General features: G+C 61.2%; 13 protein-coding genes. 12 read left to right on the top strand and 1 reads right to left on the bottom strand.

What is annotated here, in order from left to right; all coding sequences use genetic code 11:
* Positions 1-589 precede the first annotated feature (589 nt).
* The 7 genes from praB to ACP7EW_RS27675 all read left to right on the top strand — a co-directional run bounded on the left by praB (position 590) and on the right by ACP7EW_RS27675 (position 10,664).
* Complete coding sequence (gene praB / locus ACP7EW_RS27705; RefSeq protein WP_426221243.1) at positions 590-1,084, top strand: alkane oxidation protein activator PraB; 495 nt, start codon at positions 590-592, stop codon at positions 1,082-1,084.
* Positions 1,085-1,234: 150 nt separating this feature from the next.
* Positions 1,235-2,641, top strand: coding sequence for an outer membrane protein transport protein (locus ACP7EW_RS27700; protein ID WP_426221338.1), 1,407 nt, complete (start codon positions 1,235-1,237; stop codon positions 2,639-2,641).
* A gap of 200 nt (positions 2,642-2,841) precedes the next feature.
* Positions 2,842-5,367, top strand: a complete 2,526-nt coding sequence (locus ACP7EW_RS27695) for an acyl-CoA dehydrogenase (protein WP_426221241.1) — start codon at positions 2,842-2,844, stop codon at positions 5,365-5,367.
* Positions 5,368-5,396: 29 nt separating this feature from the next.
* Positions 5,397-6,740: a 3-oxoacyl-ACP reductase gene (locus tag ACP7EW_RS27690; protein ID WP_426221239.1), complete on the top strand. Its 1,344-nt coding sequence runs from the start codon at positions 5,397-5,399 to the stop codon at positions 6,738-6,740.
* Between the two features lie 3 nt (positions 6,741-6,743).
* Entirely contained in the window at positions 6,744-7,634 is an 891-nt protein-coding gene (locus ACP7EW_RS27685; protein ID WP_426221237.1) for a MaoC/PaaZ C-terminal domain-containing protein, read from the top strand.
* A complete protein-coding gene (locus ACP7EW_RS27680; protein WP_426221235.1) occupies positions 7,631-8,929 on the top strand; it encodes an acetyl-CoA C-acetyltransferase in 1,299 nt (432 codons plus the stop codon). Before ACP7EW_RS27685 ends, ACP7EW_RS27680 begins: the two co-directional genes overlap by 4 nt.
* Before the next feature lie 31 nt (positions 8,930-8,960).
* Entirely contained in the window at positions 8,961-10,664 is a 1,704-nt protein-coding gene (locus ACP7EW_RS27675; protein ID WP_426221233.1) for an AMP-binding protein, read from the top strand.
* Positions 10,665-10,734: 70 nt separating this feature from the next.
* On the opposite strand, the gene ACP7EW_RS27670 is transcribed toward ACP7EW_RS27675, so the two are convergent.
* Positions 10,735-11,850 carry a Gfo/Idh/MocA family protein gene (locus tag ACP7EW_RS27670; RefSeq protein ID WP_426221231.1) on the bottom strand — a complete coding sequence of 372 codons (1,116 nt, stop codon included), beginning with the start codon at positions 11,848-11,850 and terminating at the stop codon, positions 10,735-10,737.
* 305 nt (positions 11,851-12,155) lie between these two features.
* On the opposite strand from ACP7EW_RS27670, the gene ACP7EW_RS27665 reads away from it, so the two are divergent.
* From ACP7EW_RS27665 to ACP7EW_RS27645, 5 genes are all read left to right on the top strand, one after another.
* A complete protein-coding gene (locus ACP7EW_RS27665) occupies positions 12,156-13,184 on the top strand; it encodes a WD40/YVTN/BNR-like repeat-containing protein (RefSeq protein ID WP_191983023.1) in 1,029 nt (342 codons plus the stop codon).
* Positions 13,185-13,199: 15 nt separating this feature from the next.
* Entirely contained in the window at positions 13,200-15,575 is a 2,376-nt protein-coding gene (locus ACP7EW_RS27660; protein WP_426221229.1) for an efflux RND transporter permease subunit, read from the top strand.
* 78 nt (positions 15,576-15,653) lie between these two features.
* Positions 15,654-15,950 (top strand): DUF5629 family protein, encoded by a 297-nt coding sequence (locus ACP7EW_RS27655; RefSeq protein ID WP_033902392.1) that lies wholly within the window; start codon positions 15,654-15,656, stop codon positions 15,948-15,950.
* Positions 15,937-17,112 (top strand): lactonase family protein, encoded by a 1,176-nt coding sequence (locus ACP7EW_RS27650; RefSeq protein WP_426221226.1) that lies wholly within the window; start codon positions 15,937-15,939, stop codon positions 17,110-17,112. The genes ACP7EW_RS27655 and ACP7EW_RS27650 overlap by 14 nt, the downstream gene beginning before the upstream one ends.
* A gap of 156 nt (positions 17,113-17,268) precedes the next feature.
* Positions 17,269-17,448 (top strand): hypothetical protein, encoded by a 180-nt coding sequence (locus tag ACP7EW_RS27645; protein WP_016980181.1) that lies wholly within the window; start codon positions 17,269-17,271, stop codon positions 17,446-17,448.
* Positions 17,449-17,462: the final 14 nt, after the last annotated feature.

Genomic DNA, 17,462 nt, shown 5'->3' with positions numbered 1-17,462 from the left:
GCGCGGGGTCTCTCCTTCGTCCTGATGAACGCTCTTGCGATTAACAGCGCCTGGCTGCTCTAGCCAGGCGCTGTTTTTTTTCGTCTCGGTATCGGGTAAACCATTCAAGACCTTCCCCCTGCATGCGTAGCGCCAGCGCGATGGCCTACCTGCCACCTCACTACTTTCCTACAAATGTTTAATCCTGGTCATCCAGGTTGGCTAACTTCTGGGTCATCCAAATAAATAGCGATTTTGAACGCTCGGATTATTCCTATTTCGGTGTGTGAGTGGTTGGAAGAAAGTTGCTCTAAATCAAGCAGTCAATTAGTTAAGGGGAAGAGCGCATGTCTCGGTAAATATTTATCAAGCCTATCGATCTTTTCATCGTGTGTGTGCTGGCCATGGATCATGGTTCATCACGCCTGAGTGCTTGGCGTAAGTCGTGTTTTTTCAATTAATGGCTATCGAATAAGTTTAAGTTGATTGCCGATTGATTGGTTGGTGTGAAGTTTGGTCGGGTCAATCCGTTTCGCTGTTTCAGTGCAACTGTTTGTCCGTGGCCAATATCCCGTGGCGAATAAATCGCCTTTATCTGTGAGGAATAACAATGATGAACTTGAAAGCCCTCGTATCGTTGTCTGCCCTGGCTCTTTGCATGGGTGTTTCTTCCATGGCCAATGCCTACAGCATCACCCCGGTTAATACCAGCTTCACCGCGCCCGGCACGATCTCGGTGAAATCGCCATCCTCCTACCAGGCCGCGGTCAATTGCGGTGCGACTTTCACCGGTAATGTCGACGCCGCGGGCGTTGCCAAAATCACTGACGTTGCCATCACGGGGGGTGGGCTTTGCAGCCTGCCCAAGATCACCGGCTTGCCTTGGACGCTGACCGCTACCGGTGCTACCGCAGGTTCGGTGACCAACGTCGGGTACACCATCGCAGGTTCGATTCTGTACCCGGTCTCCAATTGTGGGGCTTCCACTATCACCTCCAACTACAGCGGTGGTGTGTTGACGGCTACCAATCAATCCCTGGCAGGCAACTGCACCGTGGTGAGCCTGAGCGTCAAGCCAACGCCAGCGTTCACCATTGTTCCTTGAGGACGGCGTGAACATTAGGGGCTGAGCGCCCGTTAAAAGGCAGGCGCCTCCCATGAGGCGCCTGTTGCGGCTGGCTGATTGAGAGCGCAGTAGAGGTGCCGTGTGAAGTTAAATAAACGACAGATTGACGTGCTGCTGGGCCTGGCGTTGATGGGCGGATGGATGGTGGCCGCTCCTGTGCACGCCGGTGGTTTCTCCACCCCGACCTATGGCGCCCCCGGTTGGGGCAGGGCTTTCGCGGGTGGCTCGCTGTTCAAGAACGATCCGAGTTCGGCGTATAACAATCCGGCTGCCATGGCGTTTGTCGACCGCAACGTTGCGCAGTTCACGGTCGATTACGCGCGCATCAACATCAAGTACAAAGGCGACGCCTATGATTATGCTGGCAAGCCGATTTCCAGCACGCCGCTGGATGACAACGGCTTTCCTGATTCCACCGCGACGACCGCGAACCATAATGACGGTGGCCAAGGGGGCTTCTCCGCCTGGCTGCCCACAGGCTTCATGGTCATGCCGCTGGGCGACCGGTTTGCCTTCGGCCTGAGCCAGGTCGTGCCCCAGGGCATGCGTTCCACCTGGGACCAGGATTCGAAACTGCGTGGCTTTGCAGTGGACACCAAAATCGAAACCGTGGGTTTGACCGGCGCTTTGTCGTTCAAGGTCAACGACCAGTTTTCCGTCGGCGGTGGGGTGATCGTCCAGCACAGCAAGGGGTTCGTCAGCCAGAACATCGACTTGTTGTCGGCGGCGGCGGTATCGGACTCTGAACTGGGCGGTATTGCTTTCCCGTCGGACGTCGGCGGCGCGCTGATGCGGGTCAAGGTCGACAATGTTTCAGCCGGCTGGTTTACCGGTGTGGTGTGGAAACCCACGGAAAAAGACACGCTGGGGTTGAACTACCACGCCAGGATCAAGAACAAGATGACCGGCAAGTACAACATCCATGCCGATAACTTTTCCTACAACCTCATGACCCAACCAAGCCCCTTCGGCGGCAGCGGTACGCTGGTGGGCACGGCCTATCCGGGGCTTGAGCTGTTTCCGGACGGTGCCCATGCCAGCACCCGGTTGGATATCCCTGCCACCGCAGGCTTGGACTGGGTGCACCAGTTCAATGATCGGTTCACCCTGGGCGCGAGTGTGGTCTGGACGCAGTGGTCCTCGTTCAAGGACCTGACACTCAAGTCGGGGGACATCACCATCGTGTCTATTCCCTACAACTACAGGGACACCTGGATGTACTCCCTCGGTGGCGACTTCCGTGCGACAGATGAGCTGACCTTGCGTGCAGGTGTGGCCATTGACCAGACGCCAACCCGCAATTCCACCCGTGACCCGCGCATCCCGGATGGTGATCGCACCTTTGTGTCCCTCGGTGCCGGGTACGACGTGAAGGCAATTGAGGACCTGACCCTCGACGTTGCCTATTCCCACCAGTTCGTTCAGACGGTGAAGTTGAAGACCCAGAACGTCGACCGGCTGGGGGCCGCGAGCCTCGATGGCAAGGTGAATGCGTCCGGTGATGTCGTCAGCCTGTCGGCCACCTATACGTTCTGATGTTTCAAGGCTGTATTCCCCTTTGGTGATGACTTGACCCGGCGGCTCGCTCAGCCGCCATTTTTTTTGCCCAGGCATTAAATAATAATTTCAAAATAAAATTTGAATATAGTTTTCGAATTTTGTAGTGTGGCGTTACGCCGTATGTCATCCGACCTGGCGCACGTAGGCCGTACCCTGAATCGAATCGAGGTATCTCCATGGTTATCTGGTTACTGGTGGGTTTCGCAGCAGCGATCGCCCTGGCATATCGACAAGCTGTCGCCACCCTGTGGTTGGCCGCAGGCCTGATCTGGCTGGCAGCGGGTTACCTGTTCAACGTCGTGGCCGGTTTCGGCGCCACAGTCGCGGCGATACTGGTGGTGGCGCCCGCGTTGCTGATGACCATCAAACCCCTGCGCCGCACCTTGCTGACCAGCAGGGCTTTGGGCCTGTTTCGTACGATCATGCCGGCGATGTCTGACACCGAACGCGCCGCCATCGAGTCCGGCACCGTGTGGTGGGACGCCGAGTTGTTCAGCGGCAAGCCCAATTGGCAGCGTCTGCTGCAAGCCGCACCGGCCAGCCTGAGCGCAGAGGAACAAGCCTTCCTCGACAACGAAGTGGAAACCCTGTGCGATATCGCCAACGACTGGGAAACCACCCAGGTCTGGCAGGACATGTCGCCCGAAGGCTGGCAGTACACCAAGGATGCCGGGTTCCTCGGCATGATCATTCCCAAGCAATACGGCGGCAAAGGCTTCTCCCACTACGCGCACTCGCAGGTGGTGATGAAACTGTCGACGCGTTGCTCGGCGGCCGCCATTTCGGTGATGGTGCCCAACTCCCTCGGCCCGGCCGAATTGTTGTTGCATTACGGCACCGATGCCCAGCGCAATTACTACCTGCCGCGTCTGGCGCGAGGTGAAGACATCCCATGCTTTGCCCTGACCAGCCCGTATGCCGGCTCCGATGCCGGGGCGATCCCCGACCTGGGCATCGTCTGCAAAGGCACCCATGAAGGCGAGGAAGTGCTGGGCTTTCGCGTGACCTGGGACAAGCGCTACATCACCCTCGGCCCGATTGCCACGGTGCTCGGCCTGGCGTTCCGCGCAGAAGACCCGGACGGGTTGCTCGGCGCTCCGGGTTCACTCGGTATCACCTGCGCACTGATCCCAACCTCCCATCCCGGCGTCAACAGCGGCCGCCGGCATTGGCCGCTGAACGCCGTCTTCCAGAACGGTCCTACCACCGGCAAGGATGTGTTTATTCCGCTGGAGTGGGTGATCGGCGGCCGCGAGCAAGTCGGCAACGGCTGGCGCATGTTGATGGAATGCCTGGCCGCTGGCCGTGCGATTTCCCTGCCGTCGGCCAACGTTGGCCTGGGCAAGGTGGCGGTGCGCGGCACCACCGCCTATGCCGCGATGCGCAAACAGTTCGGCCTGCCCATCGGCAAATTCGAAGGCGTGCAGGCGCCCCTGGCGCGCATGGCCGGGCATCTGTATGCCTGCGATGCGGTGCGCAAAGTGTCGGTGGCGTCCCTGGACGCGGGTGAGAAACCCTCGGTGATCTCGGCGATTGCCAAGTACCACGTCACCGAGCGCGCGCGGATCATCGTCAATGACGGCATGGACATCGTTGCCGGCAAGGGCATCTGCATGGGGCCCAACAACTTCCTGGCCCGTGCCTACCAGCAAAGCCCCATCGCCATCACCGTCGAAGGCGCGAACATCATGACGCGCTGCCTGATCATCTTTGGCCAGGGCCTGATCCGTTGCCATCCTTATGTGTTCCGCGAAATGGAAGCGGCGCGTAACCCGGACCGGCGTAAAGCGCTGGAAGCCTTCGACAGTGCCATGTTCGGTCATGTGAGCTTTGTGCTGGCCAATACCGTCCGAGCGGCGGTGCATTCCCTGACAGGCGGGCGGCTGATTTCCGTTCCGGCCAAGACCGACCCGGCGCTGGCGTCTTACTACCGCCAGGCCAATCGTCTGTCAGTGGTACTCGCGCTGATTTCAGACATTTCCATGGGCGTACTGGGCGGTGCGCTCAAGCGCAAGGAAAGTATCACCGGGCGTTTGGGCGATATTCTGTCGCAGCTGTACATCCTGTCCTGCGTGCTCAAGCGGTTTGAGGACGACGGCCGGCCCCAGGCGGACCTGCCGTTGGTGCACTGGGTGGCGCAGGATGCGTTGCTGCGGGCCCACGAAGCGCTGGCGGAAGTGCTCGATAACTACCCCTCTAAACCCGCTGCGGCGGTGCTACGTGGCCTGACATTCCCGTTCGGGATCCCACTGCGCAAACCGTCGGACCGTCTGCTGGCCCAGGTGGCCGACGTGGTGCAGACCCCGGGCGAAACCCGCGACCGCTTGTTGGCCAACTCTTACATCCCACGTCCGGAAATCGACAAGTTGGCCTACGGCGAGCTGGGTTTCCGCCTGCTGCCCCAAGTCGAGCTGATCGACGCCCGGCTCAAGCCCGCCGTGAAGCAGGGCCTGATCGAGCCGATGCCGATCTCCGCCACGGCCTTCACCGCTTGGCGCGTCAAGGCGCGGGCGCTGGACCTGATCAGCGACGACGAAGACACCTTGCTCGGCCGCTACGTGGAATACGCCGACCACGGCATCCAGGTGGACGACTTCCCGCAGGACTTCGGCTTGCTGGAGGCGTTGCAGCAACGCAAGCAAGCGCTGGAGCCGACGGCGAAACGTCGCACCAACCAAAGCGAAAACGCCTCGGTCAATTAGCCAACACCGTGTTGTGAGTGAATCTATCAATGAGTGACAGCTACCTTTCCTTCGTCAATTCCCCTTGGGGCCGTCGCCTGGCGCAAGCCATCGGCTTGCCGCAGCCCCTGCCACTGCAACGCCACCGCAGCGGCCAGCAGGGCTTGGTCAACCCGGTGATCATCGCCGGGGCAGGGCGCCTGGCCGCCGAGGTACAGCGGATTTTCGCGGCCACTGATACCGTTGCCGCCACCCCGGCGACGCTCAAGGCGCCGTCCACGGTGAAAGTGCAAGGCGCCGTGTTTGACGCCAGTGCCGTGGCTGACCTGCAACAGTTGGACGAGCTGTATGTGTTCTTCCACGCCAACGCCAAGCGCCTTGGCCACCATGGCCGCGTCGTGGTACTCGGCACCGCGCCGGAGCATTGCCAGGATTTGCCCCAAGCCATTGCCCAGCGTGCCCTCGAAGGGTTGGTGCGCTCGCTGGCCAAGGAGCTGCGCCGGGCGATCACGGTGCAGTTGATCTACGTGGCGCCGGGTGCCGAAGACGCGCTGGACAGTAGCTTGCGTTTCTTCCTGTCGCGCCGTTCGGCCTATGTGTCGGGGCAAGTGGTGCGCCTGGAAAAACCGGTGGACGGCCACGTCACGGTCAATTGGGACAAACCCTTCGCCGGCCGTCGCGCCTTGGTCACCGGCGCCTCCCGTGGCATCGGCCTGGCGATTGCTCAGGTGTTGGCGCGGGACGGCGCCCATGTGGTGTGCGTGGACGTGCCCCAGGCCCAGGCAGCGTTGCAACAGGCGGCGGACAGCGTCGGCGGTTCGGCGCTGCCCCTGGACATCACCGCGCTGGACGCGGCTGCACTGTTGCAAGCCCACTTCAGCCAATACGGCGCCTTTGACGTGGTGGTGCACAATGCCGGGATCACCCGCGACAAGACCATCGCCAAAATGACCGAGGCCGCGTGGCGCAGCGTACTGGCGGTGAACCTCGAAGCACCTTTGCGGCTCAGCGAGGCGTTATTGGACGGCCAGGGCCTGAACCCTGGAGGGCGAATTGTCTGTGTCTCGTCGATCTCCGGCATCGCCGGCAACCTCGGACAAAGCAATTACGCCACCTCCAAGGCCGGTGTGATCGGCCTGGTGCAGGGCCTGGCACCGCGTGCATCGGCGCAGCAGGTGACGGTGAATGCGGTGGCGCCGGGGTTTATCGAAACCCAGATGACCGCCAAGATCCCGCTGATGATCCGTGAAGCCGGGCGGCGCATGAATTCGCTGTCCCAAGGCGGGCAGCCGATCGACGTGGCCGAGGCCATCGCCTGGCTGGCGCATCCGGCCTCCGGAGGGGTCAACGGCCAAGTCGTACGGGTGTGTGGCCAAAGCCTGCTGGGAGCCTGAGCCATGGACTACGTGACGCAGATCATTGATCCGCCGCCTTCACGCACCCGCTTGCTGCTGGATGGCGTGCGTGCCCTGCGTAAACCCAAGCTAGACGGCGCGCCTGCGCTGCCCAAGGAGCGCCTGGTGCGCTCGGCGGTGGCGTTGTCTGCCGCCGACATCGCCGCCTATGGTCGTGCCTGTGGTTTTCGCCGCGAACAGGGCGTGCCGCTGTCCTATCCCCATGTGCTGGCGTTTCCTTTGCACTTGATGCTGCTGACCCGCCCCAGCTTTCCGTACCCGGCCAGCGGCATGGTGCACCTGGCCAATCGCATCCGTCAGCACCAGCACCTGCACGAAGGCCAGGCGTTGCGCATTGAGGTGTATTGCGAGCGTTGGGTGGCCCATCCCAAGGGCCAGGCGTTGAGCATCGCCACCCGTGCCTACGGTGCCGGCACGCTGGTGTGGGAAAGCGACAGCCTGTACCTGCGCCGGGACGTCAAGGACCCGGTTGGCGAACCGTGGGGTGACGCGTTGCCGCTGCAGGAAGACGGCTTGTTACGCACCCAGCGCTGGGTGCTGCCCGCCGACCTGGGCCGACGTTTTGCCAAGATCTCAGGGGATTTCAACCCGATTCACACCTCGGTGATCGGCGCCAAGCTGTTCGGCTTTCGCCGTGCCATCGCCCATGGCATGTGGACCCTGGGCCGCGCGCTCGCCGCCCAGCAACCGCCCGGTGGCCTGGACCAGGCCGAGGCCCATTGTGACTTCAAGCTGCCGATCTTCCTGCCCGGCCAGGTCGCGCTGTGGAGCCATCCGGTGACTGGCCCGCGCCGCGAATTCGAAGTGCGCAATTTTGCCGGTGACAAACCCCATATGCGTGGCCTTTTCATCTGGAAAGAGAACCTGGAATGAGTGACTACAGCTTCAACCCGGCCCCGGTCCGTCGCGTGGCGATCATCGGCGGCAACCGCATCCCGTTTGCTCGCTCCAACACGGTGTACGCCCACGACAGCAACCAGGACCTGCTGGTCGCCGCGCTGCAAGGGCTGGTCGACCGCTACAACCTACATGGCCAACGTCTCGGTGAGTTTGCCGCTGGCGCGGTGATCAAGCACTCGCGGGATTTCAACCTGGCGCGTGAGTCGTTGCTGTCTACCACCTTGTCGCCGGATACGCCGGCCTACGATGTGCAGCAAGCCTGCGGCACCGGGCTGGAAGCGGCGTTGCTGGTGGCGAACAAGATTGCCCTCGGCCAGATCGAGGTGGGCATTGCCGGGGGGGCCGACACCACCTCTGACGCGCCCATCGGTATCAATGAGTCCTTGCGCCACACGTTGCTCGCGGCCAATCGTGCCAAGGGTATGGGCGACAAGTTAAAGACGTTGCTCAAGGTCCGGCCGTCGATGTTCTTCAAACCACTGTTGCCACGCAACGGCGAGCCGCGCACCGGCCTGTCCATGGGCGAACACTGCGAAGAAATGGCCAAGCGCTGGCAGATCAAACGCCTGGCCCAGGATGAGCTGACCCTCACCAGCCATCAACGCCTGGACGCGGCCTACAAGCGCGGCTTCTTCGACGACCTGATCAGCCCCCATCGCGGCCTGGCCAGGGACAACAACCTGCGCGCCGATGCCAGCCTGGAAAAGCTCGCCGGCCTGTCTCCAGCCTACGACCGCCAGAACGGCACCCTTACCGCCGGTAACTCCACACCGTTGACCGACGGCGCCTCGGTGGTGCTGCTGGCCAGTGAAGAGTGGGCCGCCGCCAACGGCTGGCCGGTGCTGGCCTACCTGCGTACCGGCGAAACCGCGGCGGTGAATTTTGTCGACGGCACCGAAGGCCTGCTGATGGCCCCGGCCTACGCCGTGCCGCGCATGCTGAAACGCGAAGGCCTGAGCTTCAAGGACTTCGACTTCTTCGAGATCCACGAAGCCTTTGCCGCCCAGGTGTTGTGCACACTCAAGGCCTGGGAAGACCCGGATTATTGCCGCGAACGCCTAGGCTTGGAGGCGCCCATGGGCACCATTGATCGCGCGAAGATGAACGTCAACGGTGGCTCGCTGGGCTGCGGCCATCCCTTTGCCGCCACGGGAGGCAGGCAGTTGGCGGCGCTGGCCAAGATCATCCATGCGAACGGCGGCGGGCGCGGCCTGATTTCCATCTGCGCGGCGGGCGGGCTGGGCATTACCGCCATCGTCGAAAAGTAGCTCTATCAAAAACAACAACAAGGAGACTGCCATGAACGCTGTAAGCCTGGAACACACCGAACGGATCTGGTTGAACGCTTACCTGCCCGGCGTCCCGGCAGATATCGACGCCGCTATCGAGGACTACCCATCGCTGCGCGAGGTGTTCCTGGAACACCTGGAGAAGTTTCGCGAACGGGTGGCGTACGTCAGCATTGGCACCGAAATGACCTACGCCGACTGGCAGGTGCAAGGCTATGCCTTTGCCGCCTGGCTGCAGGGGCAGGGCGTCAAGCAAGGTGATCGTGTTGCGCTGATGATGCCCAACTGCTTGCAGTATCCGATTTGCCTGTTGGGTACGATCCTGGCCGGCGCGGTGGTGGTCAACGTCAACCCGCTGTACACCTCCCATGAGCTCAAGCACCTGCTCAAGGACAGCGGTGCTGAAACCGTGGTGATCTTCGAGAATTTCGCCCACACCCTGGAAAAAGTCATCACCGGCAGCAGCGTCAAGCGTGTGGTAATCGCCGCCATCGGCGATTTGCTCGGCACGTTCAAAGGCGCCGCGATGAACTTCATCCTGCGTAGCGTGCAAAAGCAGGTGCCGGCGTTCAACCTGCGCTGCGCGCTGCGCTTCAACCAGGCGCTGAAACAAGGGCGGGCGCTCACTCATTTCCCGGTGGAGATGCACCTCGACGACCTGGCCTTTCTGCAATACACCGGCGGCACTACCGGCGATGCCAAGGGCGTGATGCTCAGCCACCGCAATATCATCGCCAATCTATTGCAAGCCAAGGCCTGGGTTGGCGACCAACTGGACCAGGACAAGCAGGAAACCAACGTCACCCTGCTGCCGCTGTACCACATCTTTTCCCTGACGGTGAATTGCCTGATGTTCATGTGCCTGGGTGGGCGCAACATCCTGATCGCCAACCCGCGGGACGTGAAACGTGTGCAGATGATCCTGCGCAAGGAGCGCTTCAACGGAATTGCCGGGGTCAACACCTTGTTTAACGGCCTGCTCGAGAACAAGGAGTTCTGCGCACGGGACTTTTCCGACCTGCGCATGGTGATCGCCGGCGGCATGGCCACGCACACGGCGGTGGCCAAGCGCTGGAAGGAAGTCACCGGGCTGCCGATCATCGAAGGCTACGGCCTCACCGAGTGCTCGCCGGTGGTGAGCATCAGCCCGATCAACATTGCGCGCATGCGCGAGATGGAATTCACCGGCAGCATCGGCGTGCCATTGCCTTCGACCTGGGTGCGGTTTGTGCGTGAAGACGGCGAACTGGCCGAAATCGGCGAGCAGGGAGAGTTGCAAGTGCGCGGGCCGCAGGTGATGCAAGGTTATTGGAAGCGTCCGGAGGCCACTGCCGAAGTGCTGGATGCCGAAGGGTGGTTGTCGACCGGTGACATCGGCGTGATGGACACGCGCGGTTATATCCGCCTGGTGGACCGCAAGAAGGACATGATCCTGGTCTCGGGCTTCAATGTGTACCCCAATGAAATCGAGGACGTGGTGGCGCTGCACCCTGGCGTGGCCGAAGTGGCGGCAATTGGTGTGGAAGATGGCGTGACCGGGGAGAAGGTCAAGATCATCGTGGTGCGCAAGGACCCGAGCCTGACCCAGGAGCAGATTCTTGCGCATTGCCGGGAGTACCTGACGGGGTACAAGGTGCCCAGGTACGTGGAGTTCCGCACCACTGAACTGCCCAAGACCACCGTCGGCAAAGTCCTGCGCCGGGCACTGCGCTAGACTTTTCTTTTTGTGGTGAGCGAGCTTGCCTCGCGCGGGGCAAGCCCGCTCACCACAAGGTTCGGCGCTGTTAAACCTCTTCGACCTGTACCCAGCGTTCTTCTCTGGCCGCCACGCGAATCGCCGTCGCCAACCGCTCAACTTCCCATGCCGCCTCAAAGTCCGTGCCATCCGCACCTTGACCGGCCAGCGCCAGGATCAACTCCTGCACCTCCAGGGTCTTCAGTTCGTTGTAGCCCAACTGATGGCCCGCCGCCGGGCTGAACGCCGCATAACCGGGTAGGGCAGGGCCAGCGAGCAAACGCTCGAAACCGTCCTGGCCAAGGCGACAGACCTGCAATTCATTCAAGCGCTCTTGATCGAACGCCAAGGTGCCTTTCGTCCCGCTGATCTCGAAACTCAGGTGGTTTTTGTAGCCCTGCTTGAGCCAACTGCTGCTCACCGTACCGCGTGCGCCATTGGCGAAGCGCAACAAGGCATGCACCTGATCATCCACCGCAATCGATTTAAGGTCGGTGCTGCCTTTGACGGCCGGTCGCCGGGCGTGGACGGTCTGGGTGTCGGCACACACACTCACTACGTCGCCCACTAGATAGCGCGCCATCGACAGTAAGTGGCTGCCCAAGTCTGCCAAGGCGCCGCCCGCGTGTTCCACTTCGCAGCGCCACGACCATGGCGAGGCCGGATCAGCCATGAAATCTTCGCTGAACTCACCCTGGAAACTGATGATCTCGCCCAACTCGCCGCTCGCAATCATCTGCCGTGCCAGGGTGATCATCGGGTTGTGCTGGTAGTTGTAGCCCACCCGCGTCACCACGCCCGCAGCACTGGCGGCGCGGCGCATGGCGTCGGCCTGTTCCAGGCTCACGGCCAGGGGTTTTTCGCAATACACCGCCTTGCCCGCTGCGACGGCGGCCATGGCCATGGGGTAGTGCAAATGGTTGGGCGTGGTGATGGCCACCACGTCGACATTGGGATCATTGATCAACGCCTGCCAGTCGCCATGGGCCTGGGCAAAGCCCCAATCCTTGGCGCAGCGGTGGGCGCGTTCGGTGTCGGCGTCGGCCAGTGCTGCCAGCTTGAGGTGCAGCGGCAGCTCGAATACCGCGCGGGCGTTATTGAAGGCCAAGGCGTGGGCGCGCCCCATGAAGCCTGTGCCGATCAAGCCGATTCCGAGTTCACGCATCGACGTGGTCCTTTGGATTATTGTTTTCAGGAACACTATTAATGGAATAAAAATTCCCATATTTCAATAGATGGAATAAAAATTCATTGCTGCCTCGGCGATCACCCCGGCGAATACAGCTATATTCAGGCGCTGACGAAAGGGCGTCAGTTAACAAAAGATAACGTAGCGCCGATTGTCAGACGATTCGAAAGCCCGATAGGATGGCCCTGCTTCCTCCAGGCGCTCTAGATTGCAGGTTTCAAGGCCCCGGAAGGCAGCGATAACAATAATAAATGGGAGAAAGGTCTATGAGTGAGCCTGTCATGGGTTGGGTTGTTTGCCGCCCACGCGCCGCACGCAGGGTTGCGATGCTGGCCGCAGCGCTCTCGCTGTTTGGCGCTGTCGTGTTACCGGCAGCCGTCCAGGCCGCCAGCGATACCTCGTTTGCGATTGAATCCCCCAAGGCCGCCAAAGGCCTGATGATCGATGTGGTCCACGCGGGCAAGCGCCTGGTGGCGGTCGGTGATCGCGGGCACATCCTCTATTCCGATGACCAGGGCAGCACCTGGACCCAAGCCAAAGTCCCCACCCGACAGTTGCTTACGGCAGTGTTTTTCGTCGATGACAAGCAGGGCTGGGCGGTGGGCCATGATGCGCAGATTCTTGCCAGTTCCGACGGCGGCGCCACCTGGACCCAGCAATACCAGGACCTCAAACGCGAAGCCCCGCTGCTCGACGTGTGGTTCAACGACGCCAACCATGGCCTGGCCGTCGGCGCCTACGGTGCGTTGATCGAAACCACCGACGGCGGCAAGACCTGGGACGACGTCAGCGACCGCCTCGACAACGAAGACCAGTACCACCTCAACGCCATTGCCCACATCAAGGACGCCGGCCTGTTCATCGTTGGCGAGCAGGGCAGCATGTTCCGCTCCAGCGACGACGGCCAGACCTGGGAAAAACTCGAAGGCCCCTACGAGGGCTCGCTGTTTGGCGTGATCGGCACCGCCCAGCCGCAAACCTTGCTGGCTTATGGCTTGCGCGGCAACTTGTACCGCTCCACAGATTTCGGCAATACCTGGGAGCAAGTTGAACTGAACGCCGCGCGGGGAGCGCTGGAGTTTGGGTTGTCGGGCGCGACCTTGCTGGAGGACGGCTCGATTGTCGTGGTCGGCAACGGCGGCAGCGTGGTGGTCAGCCATGACGACGGCGTGACCTTCAGCGTGTTCAACCGTGCGGACCGGATATCCCTGTCGTCCGTCACGGCGGCAGGCAATGGCAACTTGATTCTGGCCGGGCAGGGGGGCGTTCGCGTCGCTAAAGCCGATGGCGCCGAACCGACAAAACAATAAGAAGGCGGGGAAAGAATGAGCAGTCATCACAACGATAAAGCGACCTTTCTTGAGCGCCTGATCTTCAACAACCGCCCGGCAGTGATCGTGATCTGCCTGCTGGTGAGTATTTTCCTGTTCTGGCAGGCGACCTTGATTCGCCCGTCCACCAGCTTTGAAAAAATGATCCCGCTCAAGCACCCCTTCATCGAGAAGATGATGGAGCACCGCAATGACCTGGCGAACCTGGGCAACACGGTGCGCATCTCGGTGGAGGCCAAGGACGGTGACATCTTCACCAAGGAGTACATGGAGACCCTGCGTCAGATCAACGACGAAGTGTTCTACATTTCCGGTGTCGACCGTTCGGGCCTCAAGTCGCTGTGGAGCCCCAGCGTCCGCTGGACCGAAGTGACCGAAGAAGGCTTTGCCGGCGGTGAAGTGATCCCGCAGAGCTACAACGGCTCGCCGGAAAGCCTCGATCAACTGCGCAACAACGTGCTCAAGTCCGGCCAGGTCGGGCGCCTGGTGGCCAACGATTTCAAATCGAGCATCGTTGACATCCCGCTGCTGGAGTCCTACCCGGACCCACAGGATCAGGGCAAGTTGCTGGCCTTGGACTACCGCAAGTTCTCCCATGAACTCGAAGACAAGATCCGCACCAAGTTCCAGGAGCAGAACCCCAACGTGCAGATCCACATCGTCGGCTTCGCCAAGAAAGTCGGCGACCTGATCGATGGCCTGATCATGGTGGTGCTGTTCTTCGGCGTGGCGTTCGGCATCACCCTGGTCCTGCTGCTGTGGTTCACCAACTGCCTGCGCAGCACCATTGCGGTATTGAGCACCACCCTGGTGGCGGTGGTCTGGCAGTTGGGGCTGATGCACGCCGCCGGTTTCGGGCTGGATCCCTACTCGATGCTCGTACCGTTCCTGATCTTTGCCATCGGTATTTCCCACGGCGTGCAGAAGATCAACGGTATCGCCCTGCAATCCAGCGAAGCGGACAACGCGCTGACGGCCGCACGCCGCACCTTCCGCCAGCTGTTTCTGCCGGGAATGATCGCGATCCTCGCCGATGCGGTGGGCTTTATCACGCTGCTGATCATCGACATCGGCGTGATCCGTGAACTGGCCATCGGCGCCTCTATCGGCGTGGCGGTGATCGTGTTCACCAACCTGATCCTGCTGCCAGTGGCGATTTCCTACGTCGGCATCAGCAAACGCGCCATCGCCAAGAGCAAGAAAGACGCGAACCGCGAACACCCGTTCTGGCGCCTGCTGTCGAAATTCGCCAGCCCGAAAGTCGCGCCGGTCTCGATCTTCCTGGCCCTGATCGCCTTTGGCGGTGGCCTCTGGTACAGCCAGAACCTCAAGATCGGCGACCTTGACCAGGGCGCGCCGGAACTGCGCCCGGACTCGCGCTACAACAAAGACAACAACTTCATCATCAGCAACTACTCCACCAGCTCCGACGTGCTGGTGGTGATGGTCAAGACCAAGGCCGAAGGCTGCTCGCGCTATGAAGCCATGGCGCCCATCGACCAGTTGATGTGGAAGATGCAGAACACCGAGGGCGTGCAGTCGGCAATCTCGCTGGTGACCGTGTCCAAGCAGATGATCAAGGGCATGAACGAGGGCAACCTGAAATGGGAAACCCTGTCGCGTAACCCGGACGTGCTGAACAACTCCATCGCCCGTGCCGATGGCCTGTACAACAACAACTGCTCCCTGGCGCCGGTGTTGGTGTTCCTCAACGACCACAAGGCCGAAACCCTCGACCGCGCGGTGCATGCGGTGCAGGACTTCGCCAAGGAAAACAACAAGGACCGCCTGGAATTCATCCTCGCCGCCGGTAACGCCGGGATCGAAGCGGCCACCAACGAGGTGATCAAGGAGTCGGAGCTGACCATCCTGATCCTGGTGTACCTGTGCGTGGCGACCATGTGCATGATCACCTTCCGCTCCTGGGCGGCGACCCTGTGCATCGTGCTGCCGCTGGTGCTGACCTCGGTGCTGGGCAACGCGCTCATGGCGTTCATGGGCATCGGCGTCAAGGTCGCGACCTTGCCGGTGGTGGCGCTGGGCGTGGGGATTGGCGTGGACTACGGCATCTACATCTACAGCCGCCTGGAAAGCTTCCTGCGCGCCGGCTTGCCGCTGCAAGAGGCGTACTACCAGACGCTCAAGTCCACCGGTAAAGCCGTGCTGTTCACCGGCCTGTGCCTGGCAATCGGCGTGTGCACCTGGATCTTCTCGGCCATCAAGTTCCAGGCCGACATGGGCCTGATGCTCACCTTCATGCTGCTGTGGAACATGTTCGGCGCGTTGTGGCTGCTGCCGGCGCTGGCGCGGTTCCTGATCAAGCCGGAGAAACTGGCAGGGCAAAAGGGCAATTCACTCTTCGCGCATTGATCGATTAGACCATTGCCGCAAGGCACCACGGGGGAATTGACCTATCATGTGTCTTTTCCCCCGCAGTGACTTCACATCATGACCGATTCGCAACCCAACCTGAGCACCGCCCTGACCGACAGCGACATGCTGATCATCAACGGGCTGCACGCCTTCGACTTCACGTTTGACCAGCACTTGCTGATCGAAAGCATGGACGGCCGGGAACTCAAGCGTTGGAAGTTCAGTCCAGAACAACTGAACGCCGCCACCTTTGATGACAGCTTGCAAAGCTGGCTCTTGCGCAACGAAGACGGCGAACACCGTCTGGTCTGCCTGAGTGCGATCAAGGGCGACAACAATAACGATGAGGATGAAGCGGATGATGATGCGTAAATTCTGGCCCCTGCTGATGGCGGGCAGTGTCGGTGCCATGTCGGTGCAAGCCGCGCCGGCCGATACTTATGAACTGTTGGTGGGCAGCTACACCGCCGGCAGCAGCGAAGGCATCTACCGCCTGCAATTCGACAGCCGCACTGGCAAATTCCAGGGCCAGCCGGTGCTGGCGGCCAAAGCGGCCAATCCGTCGTGGCTGACGGTCTCCAAGGACCAGAAGCACCTGTTTGTGGTCAACGAAAACGGCCCCGGCCAGCAAGACCCGGTCGGGCGCGTGAGCAGCTACAGCATCGACCCGCAGAATCATCAACTGACCTTGATCAACCAGGTGCAGAGCCTGGGCAATGAACCGACCCATTCCAGCGTGGCCGCCGATGGGCGCTACCTGTTTGTCGCCAACTATTCGGTGCTGGAAGATCCAGGCGGAAGCCTGGCGGTGCTGCCGGTGGATGCCATGGGCAAGCTGTCGGCCCCGGTGCAACTGAGCGGGCACCCGGCCAGTCGCGTCAACCCTGAGCGCCAGGCGTCCAACCACGTGCATTCGGTGGTGTCATCGCCGGATGGCAAATACGTGTTTGTGCAGGACCTGGGGGCGGACAAGGTGTTTGCCTACCGCTACGATCCCAAGACCAACCCTGAGCTGCCATTGACTCCGGCGAAACCGGCGTCGGTGCAGTTGCCGCCCGGCAGCGGCCCGCGCCACCTGTTGTTCAGCGCTGATGGCAAGCATGCCTGGCTGACCACCGAGATGAGCGCGCAGGTGGCGGTGTTCGACTACAAGGACGGCCAACTGACCCAGACCCAACTGGTGGATTTCGCCGCCGGGCAACCGGTGACCGACAAGGCCGGTGCCGCGCTGCATGCCTCCAGTGATGGCAAATTCCTGTACCTGAGCAACCGTGGCACGGCCAATCAACTGCTGGTGTTCAGCATCGACCCGGCCACCGCGCACCTCAAGGAGCTGCAACGCCGCTCCGTGGATGGCGATCATCCGCGTGAGTTCAGCCTGGACCCGAGCGGCAAGTTTTTGCTGATCGCCAACCAGAAAAGCAACGAAATCGTGGTGGTCGAACGCGACCCCAAAACCGGCCTGCTGGGTAAAACCGTGCAGAAATTGCCGATCGATGCGCCCAGCGACCTCAAGTTTCTGGTGCGTCAATAAGCCACAGGCCCCGTCATGCGGGGCCTGAGCCTTTCTATTAATTCTGTTAATAGCGGCTACTGTTTCAAAGCATTTCTAAGGCTTAGCCCTCGGGCGTAAGTTTGGTTCCAAGGCCTTCCCCGGCCACTCAACCAAACGAACACAAGGGTTACCGACATGAATCTGAATCTCTTCTCCATCATCGCCGCTTCCGCTGTTTCCGCCACTGTTGCCCTGCCAGCCGCGGCCAGCGTGGAAGTCTCCGGCAAAAAATCCAGCACCAGCGCCTACACCCAGAAATACCTGCAACAAAGCGCCAACTTCTATGCTGCTCTGGATCACAAGACTCAGCAGTGAGCCCGCTGGCGTGG

The sequence above is a fragment of the Pseudomonas sp. DWRC2-2 genome (assembly GCF_049897885.1).
In the GTDB taxonomy this organism is placed as follows: Bacteria; Pseudomonadota; Gammaproteobacteria; order Pseudomonadales; family Pseudomonadaceae; genus Aquipseudomonas; species Aquipseudomonas azotoformans_A.
This window is presented reverse-complemented; position numbering and strand designations above follow the sequence as displayed.

What these genes read in the sequence shown, in the direction of transcription:
- ACP7EW_RS27700 (WP_426221338.1), top strand. Translation starts at nt 1,235, where the DNA reads ATGGGCGGATGGATGGTGGCCGCTCCTGTGCACGCCGGTGGTTTCTCC.
- praB (WP_426221243.1), top strand. Translation starts at nt 590, where the DNA reads ATGATGAACTTGAAAGCCCTCGTATCGTTGTCTGCCCTGGCTCTTTGC.
- ACP7EW_RS27665 (WP_191983023.1), top strand. Translation starts at nt 12,156, where the DNA reads ATGGGTTGGGTTGTTTGCCGCCCACGCGCCGCACGCAGGGTTGCGATG.
- ACP7EW_RS27690 (WP_426221239.1), top strand. Translation starts at nt 5,397, where the DNA reads ATGAGTGACAGCTACCTTTCCTTCGTCAATTCCCCTTGGGGCCGTCGC.
- ACP7EW_RS27670 (WP_426221231.1), bottom strand. Translation starts at nt 11,850, where the DNA reads ATGCGTGAACTCGGAATCGGCTTGATCGGCACAGGCTTCATGGGGCGC.
- ACP7EW_RS27680 (WP_426221235.1), top strand. Translation starts at nt 7,631, where the DNA reads ATGAGTGACTACAGCTTCAACCCGGCCCCGGTCCGTCGCGTGGCGATC.
- ACP7EW_RS27675 (WP_426221233.1), top strand. Translation starts at nt 8,961, where the DNA reads ATGAACGCTGTAAGCCTGGAACACACCGAACGGATCTGGTTGAACGCT.
- ACP7EW_RS27660 (WP_426221229.1), top strand. Translation starts at nt 13,200, where the DNA reads ATGAGCAGTCATCACAACGATAAAGCGACCTTTCTTGAGCGCCTGATC.
- ACP7EW_RS27685 (WP_426221237.1), top strand. Translation starts at nt 6,744, where the DNA reads ATGGACTACGTGACGCAGATCATTGATCCGCCGCCTTCACGCACCCGC.
- ACP7EW_RS27655 (WP_033902392.1), top strand. Translation starts at nt 15,654, where the DNA reads ATGACCGATTCGCAACCCAACCTGAGCACCGCCCTGACCGACAGCGAC.
- ACP7EW_RS27645 (WP_016980181.1), top strand. Translation starts at nt 17,269, where the DNA reads ATGAATCTGAATCTCTTCTCCATCATCGCCGCTTCCGCTGTTTCCGCC.
- ACP7EW_RS27650 (WP_426221226.1), top strand. Translation starts at nt 15,937, where the DNA reads ATGATGATGCGTAAATTCTGGCCCCTGCTGATGGCGGGCAGTGTCGGT.
- ACP7EW_RS27695 (WP_426221241.1), top strand. Translation starts at nt 2,842, where the DNA reads ATGGTTATCTGGTTACTGGTGGGTTTCGCAGCAGCGATCGCCCTGGCA.